The sequence below is a fragment of the Wolbachia endosymbiont (group A) of Bombylius major genome, from assembly GCF_947251895.1.
Taxonomy (GTDB): domain Bacteria; phylum Pseudomonadota; class Alphaproteobacteria; order Rickettsiales; family Anaplasmataceae; genus Wolbachia; species Wolbachia pipientis.
In genome coordinates, this window is sequence record NZ_OX366395.1 from 435,478 (window position 1) to 447,938 (window position 12,461).

The 12,461-nt window shown below is 36.5% G+C and carries 13 protein-coding genes and 1 tRNA gene; 13 read left to right on the plus strand and 1 reads right to left on the minus strand.

The genetic code is table 11. The features are described from left to right. The first annotated feature begins 6 nt into the window (after window positions 1-6). Both OPR49_RS02015 and OPR49_RS02020 read left to right on the plus strand, forming a co-directional pair. The gene (locus OPR49_RS02015) at window positions 7-2,022 is read left to right on the plus strand and encodes a type IV secretory system conjugative DNA transfer family protein (RefSeq protein WP_265027310.1); all 2,016 of its coding nucleotides are present in this window, start codon (window positions 7-9) and stop codon (window positions 2,020-2,022) included. 121 nt (window positions 2,023-2,143) lie between these two features. Then, window positions 2,144-2,983 carry a P44/Msp2 family outer membrane protein gene (locus OPR49_RS02020; protein WP_265027311.1) on the plus strand — a complete coding sequence of 280 codons (840 nt, stop codon included), beginning with the start codon at window positions 2,144-2,146 and terminating at the stop codon, window positions 2,981-2,983. A 170-nt stretch (window positions 2,984-3,153) separates the two neighbouring features. Here the strand turns inward: OPR49_RS02020 and prmC are convergent, their stop codons facing one another. Continuing rightward, on the minus strand, window positions 3,154-3,993 hold the full coding sequence (gene prmC / locus OPR49_RS02025) for a peptide chain release factor N(5)-glutamine methyltransferase (RefSeq protein ID WP_265027312.1): 840 nt from the start codon (window positions 3,991-3,993) through the stop codon (window positions 3,154-3,156). Between the two features lie 1,117 nt (window positions 3,994-5,110). Between prmC and rpsL the strand changes: the two genes are divergently transcribed. The 11 genes from rpsL (at window position 5,111) to rplL (ending at window position 12,443) form a co-directional block, all read left to right on the plus strand. Then, entirely contained in the window at window positions 5,111-5,485 is a 375-nt protein-coding gene (gene rpsL / locus OPR49_RS02030) for a 30S ribosomal protein S12 (RefSeq protein WP_006279787.1), read from the plus strand. 5 nt (window positions 5,486-5,490) lie between these two features. Then, window positions 5,491-5,970, plus strand: coding sequence for a 30S ribosomal protein S7 (gene rpsG / locus OPR49_RS02035; protein ID WP_007549313.1), 480 nt, complete (start codon window positions 5,491-5,493; stop codon window positions 5,968-5,970). A gap of 21 nt (window positions 5,971-5,991) precedes the next feature. Then, the gene (gene fusA, locus OPR49_RS02040) at window positions 5,992-8,067 is read left to right on the plus strand and encodes an elongation factor G (protein ID WP_265027313.1); all 2,076 of its coding nucleotides are present in this window, start codon (window positions 5,992-5,994) and stop codon (window positions 8,065-8,067) included. An 11-nt stretch (window positions 8,068-8,078) separates the two neighbouring features. Then, window positions 8,079-9,251 carry an elongation factor Tu gene (gene tuf / locus OPR49_RS02045; protein ID WP_265027314.1) on the plus strand — a complete coding sequence of 391 codons (1,173 nt, stop codon included), beginning with the start codon at window positions 8,079-8,081 and terminating at the stop codon, window positions 9,249-9,251. A gap of 13 nt (window positions 9,252-9,264) precedes the next feature. Next, window positions 9,265-9,337: transfer RNA gene (locus OPR49_RS02050), tRNA-Trp, on the plus strand. A gap of 19 nt (window positions 9,338-9,356) precedes the next feature. Then, on the plus strand, window positions 9,357-9,557 hold the full coding sequence (gene secE, locus OPR49_RS02055; protein ID WP_022626186.1) for a preprotein translocase subunit SecE: 201 nt from the start codon (window positions 9,357-9,359) through the stop codon (window positions 9,555-9,557). After that, the gene (gene nusG, locus OPR49_RS02060) at window positions 9,547-10,383 is read left to right on the plus strand and encodes a transcription termination/antitermination protein NusG (protein WP_065094731.1); all 837 of its coding nucleotides are present in this window, start codon (window positions 9,547-9,549) and stop codon (window positions 10,381-10,383) included. Before secE ends, nusG begins: the two co-directional genes overlap by 11 nt. A gap of 2 nt (window positions 10,384-10,385) precedes the next feature. Further along, window positions 10,386-10,826: a 50S ribosomal protein L11 gene (locus tag OPR49_RS02065; protein ID WP_006279541.1), complete on the plus strand. Its 441-nt coding sequence runs from the start codon at window positions 10,386-10,388 to the stop codon at window positions 10,824-10,826. 4 nt (window positions 10,827-10,830) lie between these two features. Further along, window positions 10,831-11,484 (plus strand): 50S ribosomal protein L1, encoded by a 654-nt coding sequence (gene rplA, locus OPR49_RS02070; RefSeq protein WP_065094732.1) that lies wholly within the window; start codon window positions 10,831-10,833, stop codon window positions 11,482-11,484. 12 nt (window positions 11,485-11,496) lie between these two features. Further along, window positions 11,497-12,015, plus strand: coding sequence for a 50S ribosomal protein L10 (gene rplJ / locus OPR49_RS02075; protein WP_006279539.1), 519 nt, complete (start codon window positions 11,497-11,499; stop codon window positions 12,013-12,015). A gap of 26 nt (window positions 12,016-12,041) precedes the next feature. Then, window positions 12,042-12,443, plus strand: a complete 402-nt coding sequence (gene rplL, locus OPR49_RS02080) for a 50S ribosomal protein L7/L12 (protein WP_007551887.1) — start codon at window positions 12,042-12,044, stop codon at window positions 12,441-12,443. The last annotated feature ends 18 nt before the right edge of the window (window positions 12,444-12,461 follow it).

Sequence of the window (12,461 nt, forward strand, 5' to 3'; positions counted from 1 at the left end):
TAGTTTATGAGTAATGGAAATCACCTACGTAATATTCTCATAGGAGGTGTAGTAGCTTTTAGCGTACTTGAGTTTTGCTTCTATCTATCTGGTATATTGTTCTTTCTATTAGTTGACGGTCCGGATGCTGTGGATTTTAAGGCAATTAATCCTAGTTTGACGCCTTTCCCTCAAGCTCTTTGGCCAACAATCTTTGATCATATACAATATTGTTGGCATCATCCAGAGTTATATAGCCGTGAGCTCAAAATCAAATTAATTATATCTTCTGCACTGCCTATCGTTGTTTTAATGATTATTTTGTGGAATTTAAGAGAAAGGATAATTGAGTGGCGACCATTTAAAAAGAAAGAATCACTTCATGGAGATTCGCAGTGGGCATCAGAGAAAGACATACGAAAAGCAGGATTAAGAAGCAAAAAGGGATTATTGCTTGGTAAAGATAAAAGAGGATACTTCATTTCTGATGGGTTTCAGCATGCATTGTTATTTGCACCTACAGGTTCTGGTAAGGGTGTTGGCTTTGTAATTCCTAATTTATTATTTTGGACTGACTCGGTAATTGTACACGACATAAAATTAGAAAACTATGAAATAACAAGTGGTTGGCGAGAACGACAAGGACAAAAAGTATACGTATGGAATCCAGCGCAGCCAGATGGAATAAGTCACTGTTACAATCCATTACAATGGATTAGTGAAAAACCTGGGCAGATGGTTGACGATGTGCAGAAAATAGCTAACCTAATCATGCCTGAACAAGACTTTTGGCAGAATGAAGCAAGAAGCTTATTTGTTGGAGTGGTATTATACTTACTTGCTGCACCAGAGAAAGTTAAATCTTTTGGTGAAGTTGTGCGTACGATGCGTAGTGATGACGTGGTTTATAATCTTGCTGTTGCTCTTGATACAATGGGTAAAATACTACACCCTGTAGCATATATGAATATTGCAGCTTTTTTACAAAAAGCTGATAAAGAAAGGTCAGGTGTTGTATCAACCATGAACTCATCACTTGAATTGTGGGCAAACCCATTGATTGATACTGCAACTGCGTCAAGTGATTTTAATATTCTAGATTTTAAAAAGAAGAAAATTACAGTTTATGTTGGTTTAACTCCTGACAACTTGACTAGGCTCAGGCCTTTAATGCAGGTTTTTTACCAACAGGCAACTGAGTTTTTATGTAGAAAATTGCCATCGGATGACGAGCCTTATGGCGTATTGTTTTTAATGGATGAGTTTCCTACACTTGGAAAAATGGAGCAATTTCAAACAGGTATTGCATATTTTCGTGGTTATCGAGTTAGGTTATTCTTAATTGTTCAAGATACTGAGCAGCTCAAAGGAATATACGAAGAAGCAGGGATGAACTCCTTTTTGTCAAACTCGACTTACAGAATAACTTTTGCAGCCAATAATATTGAAACAGCTAATTTAATATCGCAACTTATAGGAAACAAAACTGTACAACAAGAATCGTTGAATAAGCCTAAATTTTTAGATTTAAATCCTGCTTCAAGGTCATTACATATCTCTGAAATACAAAGAGCATTGCTATTGCCTCAAGAAGTTATTATGTTGCCACGTGACGATCAGATAATTTTAATAGAATCGACTTACCCAATTAAATCAAAGAAAATTTTGTACTACAGTGATACCACCTTCACAAGAAGGCTGCTCAAACAAACTCGTGTGCCTACACAAGAACCATATGACCCAAACAAAGTTCTTTCTGCCGCTGCGAGCAAAGATAAGGTTAATAACGAGGGGAATAATGTTCTTGAGGGACCTAATTCAGTTGATTATCCTGCTGAAACTAAAACCGAAGATGCAGTATATGATGAATCAGATGAATTTGCAGACGAAGATATTGATGATGAAGATATCGACGATAAGTTTGAAGATGATGATGACGAGGAAGAGGAGGATAGGAGTGATGATGGGTTTGATGACGAAGAAGAGGAGGATGAATTTGAAGATGAGGATATTGACGATAAATTAAAAAATGACGAGAAGTAAGGTTAACTTTGCCTATTTTTAGCTCAGAAAAGTGCAAGTTATGCAAATAATTAGGCTTTTCATATTAAGCCATTTTTAATTAATTAGTATTAGATTAGCTATTTTAACTAGGGGAGTAGTAATGATTAGTAAAAAAACATTAGCGGTTACAGCACTTGCTTTGCTGTTGTCACAACAATCTTTTGCGAGTGAAACAGAAGGATTTTACTTTGGTAGTGGGTATTATGGTCAATTTTTTAATGGCATGGGTGAGTTGAAAGCAAAAATTGGAGATAAGGATGCTGCAGATACTAATAAGGTATCTATAAATGACAGGGATGCTCAGAATACAGAAGGTCAATTACTAAGTAAGTATAAAGGAGATTATAATCCGCCTTTTGCTGCAAATGTAGCATTGGGTTATACAGGGGAATTGAATGGCAATAGCTACAGAGCTGAATTGGAAGGAATGTATTCTTCTGTAAAAGTGGATAATATTGGTTTAACAAGCGGCCAGATGACAATATCGTACACAGAAGGCAGCGATAAATATGGATCAATTATTAATCATGACCAAATTGAGAACATATCTGTAATGGCAAATGTTTATCATCATTGGAAAAGTGACCGTTTCTCTTTTTCTCCTTATGTTGGGGTTGGAGTCGGTGCAACAAGAATGACAATGTTTGAAAAATCGTCAATAAGACCCGCAGGTCAATTAAAAGCTGGCCTTGATTATCGCATAAACGAAGATGTAAATATGCATATCGGATATAGAGGTTTTGGTGCTATTGGTAGCAGTGAGTATAAACTAGACACCTTAAAATGGGATCCCAACTTTGATAATGGTCCAGGTAAGCCAAAAGGTGGAATGGCTGAACAAACAGGTGATAATCAAGTATCTACTACCATACAGAACGGCTTTTTTCATACACACGGCATAGAGGCTGGCCTTACTTTCCACTTTGCTAGTAAAGCTTAAACATGTTGCCCTTTAAAAAATGCATAAAACCGTTCCTGTCATCCTATGGCTTGACCATAGGATCTAGTTAAATATAGATCCCAGTGTCACGCACTGGGATGACGAGGTAGAGGGTACTGGGATGACATAGGATAATATGGGATGAAGGAGATAATACAAGAAAACATTAGCTATGTTTTTTGCATAACAATGCATCTCTTCATTCCCGCTAAGTCATATACATATTCCTGAAAAGCTAATTCGTATGAGGGGATTATTTTGTCAACATCATTTTGATCTTCACCTATCTCCAATATCGCAAACCCATTTTTTTTAAGGCACTTTCTCAATATTGGAAAAATACTCAAATAACAGCTCAAACCATCAATACTACCATCAAGGGCAATTCTTGGTTCCCTTTGCACTTCGGCTTGCAAGTCTTTCAACTTGCTTCTTTTAATATATGGAGGATTGCTAATTATCAGATCAAATAAATCGCTGCACTCTGTCCATGAGCTTGGAAATATTTTGGCTCTGCTGAGGAGATTATGTTTCTTTATGTTCTGATAGGCAACTTTGTATGCTTCCAAGCTTTTTTCAAAGCCGATACCAACGGCATATTCATACTCACTAAGTACGGATATCAATAAACAACCTGTGCCTGTACCAAAATCTGCAATTTTTAGTTTCTGTTTTTTGTTTGGGTAATATTTTAACACTGCTAGGATTATTGTTTCACTATCTGGTCTTGGATCCAAAACATGCTGGTTAACTATAAAATTTTTACCCCAGAATTCACGATTACCTATTATTTGTGATATTGGATATCTTTCCGCTCTTTTTTTTGTTAATTTCCAAAATAAAAGTTCTTTCTCCATCGGCACTTGATCAGCATGGTTCATAATTATGAATGATCTTTCCACTCCAAGTACGTGCTGCATGATGATTTCACAATCCAAATGTGGTGATTCAACTTTATGTGACGATAATAACTCCGATCCTTCTTGAATTAAAGTGCTGATTGTTTTCATTATTCTAAAAATGTGTTCCTTTCAGCCAAGAATAGCAATTCCAATTTAGGGTAGCTGCACTAAATCCCAGTGTCAAGCACACATCTGTACGGATATTGCAATTTGCAGGTTCAAGTAGCTTGACTACTTGGATCCAGCTAAGTTGGTGAGCATAAAAGTATAGCTAACGCGAGCTTTACGTCATACCGCCACGAACCGTCACGGTATCTCTAGATTCCGCTAACACGTAGCGGGACGACGAGGTCAGGGTGTCATCCTAGTACCTTCTCCTGTCATCCCAGTGCCCTGACTACTTGGATCCAGGAAAAAGAATGGTGTCATCCAAGTAGCCTCCCTCCCCTGTCATCCCAGTGCCCAGACACTGGGATCCAGAAAAGTTTGCTTGTAAGCAAGCAAACTAGCACAGAAAGTGGTTACAACATTTTCGATGAGATTATATGGAAAACTGGATTCCAGTGTCAAGCACTGGAATGACACCTTCCTGCCCAGTTCATGTTGCCATAAATATTAAGAAATTTACCAAGCAAAAAAAAGGCAAAAGAAGCCCTAGTCATTGTCTATTTTCAGTATTGGCGTTTTTTAAGTCTTAAACACTGCAATTTAGCTGCATTTTAAATGCAACTCACCTTAGTTTAAATGTTTAAGAAATTTACTAAGTAGAAAAAAAGGCAAAAGATATCCTGTATTAGCTAGTTGTCACTCTCTAATCCTGCAAATTGGCGTACTATACTGTCTTAAACGCTTTATAAGCGCGTTTCAGCTTATATAGGTAAAAACCCAGAAATGTTGTGAAGACGTAAAGTGTGCATAGTGCAAAAAATTAAAAATAAGACGCCAATTACGTAATACTGTTGTCATTTAATCTGCACAGATTGAAGATAAATGAATACCTCCAGTACCATGATAATGGGGCTGGCGAAGGGTGTCAAGTAAGTTTTTTCGTTTCTACTGAATGACAGTTGTGGCTTGGGAGGTAGTGCAAGAAGTCTACTGATGGCTTTCAAGGCAGTTGAGCTTAATTATTAGAGTAGTAATGTTTATTTTTATATTGACTATTGAGGTTTATTATTTTATAACTAAAAACTTAGTTATTTTAATGAGCTTGAGTTTATAACATATGCCTACGATAAATCAATTAATACGTAAGGGTAGATTAGGATTGACCCATAAGAAAAAGGTACCAGCTTTGGGAGAAAGCAACCCTCAAAGGAGAGGTGTTTGCACTAAGGTGTATACTACAACTCCTAGAAAGCCTAACTCAGCACTCCGTAAAGTAGCCAGAGTAAAAATTAGTGGGTATGGTGAAGTGACGGCTTATATACCTGGTGAAGGTCATAATTTACAAGAACACTCTGTTGTTTTGATACGTGGTGGGCGGGTTAAAGATTTGCCAGGTGTGCGTTATCACATAATAAGAGGTGCCCTTGATCTGCGTGGTGTGCAAAATCGAAAGAAAGCTCGTTCAAAATATGGTGTAAAGAAATCTGGTTAAAGTTTATGGCTCGTCGGAATAAAGCAAAAAAAAGAGAAATAAGTCCTGATTCGCGTTACGGCAGTGTTTTGCTGATGCGTTTCATTAATACAATCATGAAATGTGGTAAAAAATCTACTGCAGAAAAGATTATCTATGACGCTTTGTCTTTAGCTGAAAAGAAAATAGGCGAAGGTGGGTTATCAATTTTTGAGACAGCAGTAGGAAATGTTACTCCTTCTATAGAAGTGCGTTCTCGACGCATTGGTGGTGCAACTTATCAAGTACCTGTTGAAGTTCGACAAGACAGGGCGGTTTCTTTAGCGTTAAGGTGGATTGCTAAAGCAACTTCTGCTGCTCGAAAAAAGAGTGGAAAAACCACTGTTGATTGTTTGCAATCTGAAATACTGGATGCTTATAATAAACGCGGTGGTGCGTTTAAGATGTGCGAAGAAAAATATAAAATGGCTGAAGCTAATAAGGCATTTTCTCATCTTCGTTTTTAATGTTAGCTAATTAATTGTGATATGGAAATTGGAATATCTAAATACAGAAATATAGGGATAATGGCTCACATAGATGCTGGTAAGACTACCACAACAGAGCGTATTTTATTTTATACTGGTAAGCAAAATAGAATTGGTGAAGTGCACGATGGTGCAGCTTCTATGGATTGGATGGAGCAGGAAAAAGAGCGTGGTATTACAATCACATCTGCTGCAACAACATGTTTTTGGAATGATCATAGGGTCAATATAATAGACACTCCTGGTCACGTTGATTTCACTATTGAAGTTGAGAGATCTTTAAGGGTTTTGGATGGTGCAGTTGCTGTATTTGATGGAGTTGCTGGAGTTGAACCTCAATCTGAGACAGTGTGGCGTCAAGCTGATAAATATAGCGTTCCTCGTATCTGCTTTGTTAATAAGATGGATAGAATAGGGGCAAATTTTTATCGATGTGTTGATATGATAAAGACGAAGCTTGGTGCAGCACCTTTAGTTATTCATTTACCAATAGGGAGTGAGAAAGATTTCAAAGGTATAATTGACCTTATTTCTATGAAAGCCATTATATGGCAAGAAGAAACGTTGGGCGCTAAATTTTCTTATGAAGATATTCCTTCTGATTTGCTTGATAAGGCTCAAGAATATCGAAATCTTTTATTAGATGCTGCAGCTGAGATGGATGATGAAGCGATGAATACTTACTTTGAGTCTAATGATCTGCCAGTGGATTTACTGAAAAAATGCGTGAGAAATGCGACCATTAAAGGAAAATTTGTTCCTGTGTTATGTGGATCAGCTTTTAAAAATAAAGGCGTACAACCACTTTTAGATGGTGTGGTTGACTTTTTACCTTCTCCTATTGATGTTGATGTAATTGTTGGAATTGATCCTAAAGATTCAGAAAAGAAAATTGAGGTCAAACCTTCAGAAAAAGAGAAATTTGTTGCTCTTGCATTTAAAGTGATGACGGATAAATTTGTAGGCAGCTTGACGTTTATCCGTATTTATTCTGGTAAATTAAAGTCTAAATCTACCGTTTCAAATGCGTTAAAAAACGAAACTGAAGGGATTGGCAGAATGTTACTTATGCATGCAAATAACCGAGAAGATATAACTGAGGCTAGGGCTGGAGATATAGTTGCTTTAGTTGGGCTAAAGAAAACAACCACCGGAGATACTTTATGTTCTGTTGATTTTCCTATATTATTGGAGCGTATGGAATTTCCTGAGCCTGTTATTGAAATTGCTGTGGAACCTAAAACCACTTCAGATCAGGAAAAATTAGGTATTGCTCTAAATAGGTTGGTTGCAGAAGATCCTTCTTTGAGAATGTCAGTAAATGTGGAAAGTGGCCAGACTATATTGAAAGGCATGGGTGAGCTCCATCTTGAGATTATTGTTGATAGAATGAAGCGCGAATTTAACGTTGAGGCTAACGTCGGTGCTCCTCAGGTTGCATATCGTGAAACTATCACTAAATCTGTTGAAATTGATTACACTCATAAAAAACAATCTGGTGGAGCTGGTCAGTTTGCTAAGGTTAAAATAAAATTTGAACCTCTTGAGCCTGGTTCTGGGTTTCAATTTGAAAGTAAAATTGTAGGTGGTGCTATTCCAAAAGAGTATATTCCTGGGGTAGAAAATGGCTTGGAGTTGATAAAAGAAGGTGGTATAATTTCGGGATTTCCGTTGATTGATTTTAAGGCTACCCTTCTTGATGGTGCTTTTCATGAGGTTGATTCTAGTCCTTTAGCTTTTGAACTTGCTGCTAAAGGTGCTTTTAAAGAGATGGCAAATAAATCTGGTCCAAAAATGCTGGAGCCTATAATGAAAGTTGAAATCATTACTCCTGAAGAATATATGGGTGATGTTATGGGTGATATAAATAGTAGAAGAGGAAATGTTGCTGATATGCTCGATTTAGGTAATAATAGTAAAATAATTACTGCTTCGGTACCTCTTGCAAATATGTTTGGTTATATCAACGTTTTGCGTTCTATATCTCAGGGAAGGGCGCAGTATAGTATGCATTTTTCTTGTTATGAGCAAGTGCCACAATATGTGGTTGATGAGTTAAAGTTAGAGTATAATTAAGGGTAATAATTATGACAGCAGTAGTGGAAGCATTTGGAAAGCCGCATGTAAATGTGGGAACAATAGGACATGTGGATCATGGGAAGACGACGTTAACAGCGGCGATAACGAAGCATTATGGAAATTTTGTAGCGTACGATCAGATAGATAAAGCGCCAGAAGAAAGGAAGAGGGGGATAACGATAGCAACAGCGCATGTTGAGTATCAGACGGAAAAAAGGCATTATGCACACGTTGATTGTCCTGGACACGCTGACTATGTAAAGAACATGATAGTAGGTGCAGCACAGATGGATGCGGCGATATTGGTAGTGTCAGGGGTTGATGGGCCAATGCCACAAACGAGAGAGCATATATTGCTGGCGAAGCAGGTAGGTGTTGGATATATCGTGGTGTATATAAATAAAGCTGATGTTGCTGATGCTGATATGATAGATTTAGTAGAAATGGAAGTGAGGGAATTACTGAGTAAATACGGATTTCCAGGGGATGAAGTGCCTGTGGTGGTTGGTTCAGCACTCAAGGCGCTGGAGGATGACAGCAGCGAATATGGAAAGAAATCAATAGACAAATTGATGGAAAAGTTAGATGAATATGTAGCGGTTCCACCAAGGCCTGTGGATTTACCATTTTTATTGCCAATCGAAGATGTGTTTTCGATATCGGGGCGAGGAACGGTGGTAACAGGAAGGATAGAGAAGGGAGAGATAAAGACGGGAGAAGAGATAGAGATAATAGGTCTGAAGGGAACGCAAAAGACGATATGCACAGGTGTAGAAATGTTTAAGAAGTTGCTGGATAAGGGAAGTGCAGGACTCAATGTAGGAGTATTGTTAAGAGGAACAAAAAGAGAAGAAGTAGAGAGAGGGCAAGTATTGGCAAAACCGGGGACGATAACGCCGCATAGAAAGTTTAAGGCGGAGGTTTATATATTAAAGAAAGAGGAAGGAGGAAGGCATACACCATTTTTTGCGAATTACCAGCCACAGTTTTATTTAAGGACAACGGATGTAACTGGGAGCATAAAATTGCTAGATGGGAAGGAGATGGTAATGCCAGGAGATAATGTGAGTGTAGAAGTAGAATTGCAAGTACCGATAGCAATGGATAAGGGATTGCGTTTTGCGATAAGAGAAGGCGGTAGAACTGTTGGTTCTGGTGTTGTTTCTGAAATTTTGGAGTGAGAGTTTGAGTTATAGGAGTGTAGCTCAATTGGTAGAGCGCTGGTCTCCAAAACCAGAGGTTGTAGGTTCAATTCCTATCGCTCCTGCATTAATCTTGTGGTGGAAATGTTAAAAAGTTTGTGTGGTTTTTTCTGTGATATAAAGCAAGAAATACGAAGAATTGCTTGGGTAAAGAAACAGGAGGTGTTGTCATCTCTATTTGTTGTAATGATTGTTATATTATGCTTTTCGATTTTCTTCTGTTTTGTGGATTTTATGTCTCTTTACGTAATTAAGGCTTTATTTGGAATTATTTATGGAATGTGAATATAAATGGTATATCATTAAAGTTGATTATGGATATGAGCAAGGTATACGCGAATTGGTAAGTAATGCTGTTTATTTTAAGGAAGTGTTTATTCCTTATCAAACGGTATGTAATTCAAAGTCTGATATAAAAGAATTATGTGAAGTGTATGTATATATGCATCTGTGTGATGAAAGCAAAAATATTTTGAATCAAACGCCTGGATTCTGCAGTGGCGAATCTGGTAATTTTGAGATGATTTTAGATGATGAGATAAGTTTAAAGTGTAAAGAATTTAATAGGTATAAATGGTATATCTTGAGAGTTGCTTCTAATTGTGAAGAGAAAGTGCGCCAACATATATTGGAAAATTCTATGAGATTGGGTGTTAATGATTACTTTAAGGAAGTTTTTATTCCATATGAAGAGCTAAGTGAAGTAGAGTTGAAATCTAAGAAAATTGCTACACGAAGGAAATGCTTTCCTGGTTATGTCTTTTTATACGTGAATTTATGCGATGAAGTATTGAATTTTATCAATAATATACCAAAATCTCTTAAGGTTTATGGATTTTTGAAAAACGGTAATATTCCAAAGGTGATTTTGGATGATGAGATTCACTCAATGTGTAATGCACTTTATAATGCTCAAGAGACAAAGAAGTTAGGTTATGGTTATGAAAAAGGTGAAAAAGTGAAAATTAATGATGGTCTTTTTCAAAATTTTACTGGTAAGGTAAATATGGTAAACGATGAGAAAAAAATTATTAATGTGGAAGTATCGATTTTAGGTAAGCCGACAATAATAGAGCTTGATCTGGCTCAAGTAGAGAAAATAGAGGATTAATTATGAGTGTTATAGTTGCTAAGATTAACTTACTTATGGAAGCTGGGAAAGCAGTTCCAGGACCGAAAATTGCTTCAGTACTTGGTCCACGTGGTATACCTGTTCCTAAGTTTTGTGAAGCTTTTAATAAAGTTACTAGTGCTGCTAACGCTAATTATAAAGTAGGCGATTTAGTAACAGTGCGAATTTCCATAAAGGATGATCGCTCTCATGATTTTACTGTCAGCGGTCCGCCTGTGGCTTATTTACTTAAGCAGGAGGCTAAATTAAGTAAAAGTTCTGGTAATCCTGGTAAAGAATTAGTGGCTAAATTACCTATGTCTGCTATAATTAAAGTAGCAAAGTGCAAGATGGTTGATATGAAAGTGGATAATGAAGATTCAGCAGTGAAAATGGTTGTAGGCACTGCAAAATCTATGGGTATAGAAGTTGTGGAAGGTTAGGTAAATGAATACATATAATGATAATCCTAAGCAGTGTTTGAAGAAGATTGTTGAGTCTGCTTCAGCAAAATTTAATGAATCAGTTGATATTGCGGTCAATTTAGGCGTAGATTCACGTAAATCTGAAGAGCAGGTGCGTGGTACAGTAGTTTTGCCTAAAGGTATCGGGAAGAATATTAAAGTAGCTGTTTTCGCTCAAGATAAACATTTATTAGAAGCTGAAAAAGCTGGTGCTGATATTGCAGGAGGAGAGGATTTAGTTGAAGAAATAAAAAAAGGTAGAAAGTTAGATGTTGATTGGTGCATTACTACTCCTGATTTTATGGCAAAAATCACTCCTATTGCAAAAGTATTGGGTGCTAAAGGGCTGATGCCTAACCCTAAATTTGGTACTGTGACTTCTAACATTGCAGAAGCTATTAAAACCATTAAGTCTGGTCAGGTAAAATTTAGAACAGATAAAAATGGTGTTATTCATGGTAAATTAGGAAATATTAAATTTGATATTGATGACTTGCTAGAAAATTTAAAAGCCTTTCTTAAAGTAATTAAAGATAATAAACCTATTTCTGCGAAAGGAATTTACTTTAAGGGTGTTTTTTTAAATTCAACTATGGGTAAAGCTTATAAGATAGGCAAAGTGGAAGATATAATTTAAGGGAGTGATACCGTGAAGCGTAAAGATAAGGATGAATTTATACAGAGCACAATAAACGTATTTGTAAATAATGATTTCTTGATATTAGTAAATTTTAAATCTATAAATGCTAATGATTCATTAACTCTGAGGAATAGTCTGAAGTCTATAGCAGGTGGGGTATTAGTAGTTAAAAACACTCTAGCGCGCTTGGCTTTGGAAAGGACTGGTAAATTCTCTTATTTATCAGGCAAATTTTCCGGTCCTGTTGCTATTATATACTCTAGTGGCATAGTAGAAGCTGCAAAATTAATAGTTGATTTTACTAATGCTAACAAAGAAAAAATGTCTGTGATTTGCGCAGCTCATTTAAATGAATTGTTAACAGTGGAAGATGTTAATAAACTGGCTAAGTTGCCTTCTCTGGATGAATTGCGTGTTAAAATTATGCGTTTAATATCTTATGATATTCCTGCTCGGTTAGCGTTGTCTATTAATTCATCTTCTATGAGGCTTATGAGAGTTTTGGATTATTATAGTTCTAAAAAATAAATTTGTTGTTAAGTAAGGTGGTAATTATGAGTAATGTAACAAGTGATTTGGTTGATAAAATATTATCTTTAAACCTATTAGAGGCTTCTGAACTTGTAAAAGTTTTAGAAGAGAAAATAGGGTTGCCTGCTGGTTCTTTTCTTGGTGGAGCTGTTGGTGCTGGTGCGCCTATTGGTGATAATGCTGCTGCTCCTGCTGCTCAAGAAAAAGCTGAGTATAAAGTTGTGATTAAAGAAATTGATGCGAGTAAAAAAATAGGAGTTATTAAAGCTGTGAGAGAGGTTAATTCTACATTGGGTTTAAAAGAAGCAAAAGAGTTGGTTGAATCTTTACCTAAAGATTTGACTGCTAATGTTCCTAAAGACGAAGCAGAAAAAATCAAGCAAAAACTTATTGAAGCAGGAGCAACTAAAGTGGAGCTTGAATAATATTTAATGTATTAATTT

Bases quoted from the DNA above. Each gene is read 5' to 3' on its own strand.
- rplL (WP_007551887.1), top strand. From the start codon at position 12,042: ATGAGTAATGTAACAAGTGATTTGGTTGATAAAATATTATCTTTAAAC.
- OPR49_RS02015 (WP_265027310.1), top strand. From the start codon at position 7: ATGAGTAATGGAAATCACCTACGTAATATTCTCATAGGAGGTGTAGTA.
- rpsL (WP_006279787.1), top strand. From the start codon at position 5,111: ATGCCTACGATAAATCAATTAATACGTAAGGGTAGATTAGGATTGACC.
- OPR49_RS02065 (WP_006279541.1), top strand. From the start codon at position 10,386: ATGAGTGTTATAGTTGCTAAGATTAACTTACTTATGGAAGCTGGGAAA.
- nusG (WP_065094731.1), top strand. From the start codon at position 9,547: ATGGAATGTGAATATAAATGGTATATCATTAAAGTTGATTATGGATAT.
- OPR49_RS02020 (WP_265027311.1), top strand. From the start codon at position 2,144: ATGATTAGTAAAAAAACATTAGCGGTTACAGCACTTGCTTTGCTGTTG.
- tuf (WP_265027314.1), top strand. From the start codon at position 8,079: ATGACAGCAGTAGTGGAAGCATTTGGAAAGCCGCATGTAAATGTGGGA.
- rplA (WP_065094732.1), top strand. From the start codon at position 10,831: ATGAATACATATAATGATAATCCTAAGCAGTGTTTGAAGAAGATTGTT.
- rpsG (WP_007549313.1), top strand. From the start codon at position 5,491: ATGGCTCGTCGGAATAAAGCAAAAAAAAGAGAAATAAGTCCTGATTCG.
- fusA (WP_265027313.1), top strand. From the start codon at position 5,992: ATGGAAATTGGAATATCTAAATACAGAAATATAGGGATAATGGCTCAC.
- prmC (WP_265027312.1), bottom strand. From the start codon at position 3,993: ATGAAAACAATCAGCACTTTAATTCAAGAAGGATCGGAGTTATTATCG.
- secE (WP_022626186.1), top strand. From the start codon at position 9,357: ATGTTAAAAAGTTTGTGTGGTTTTTTCTGTGATATAAAGCAAGAAATA.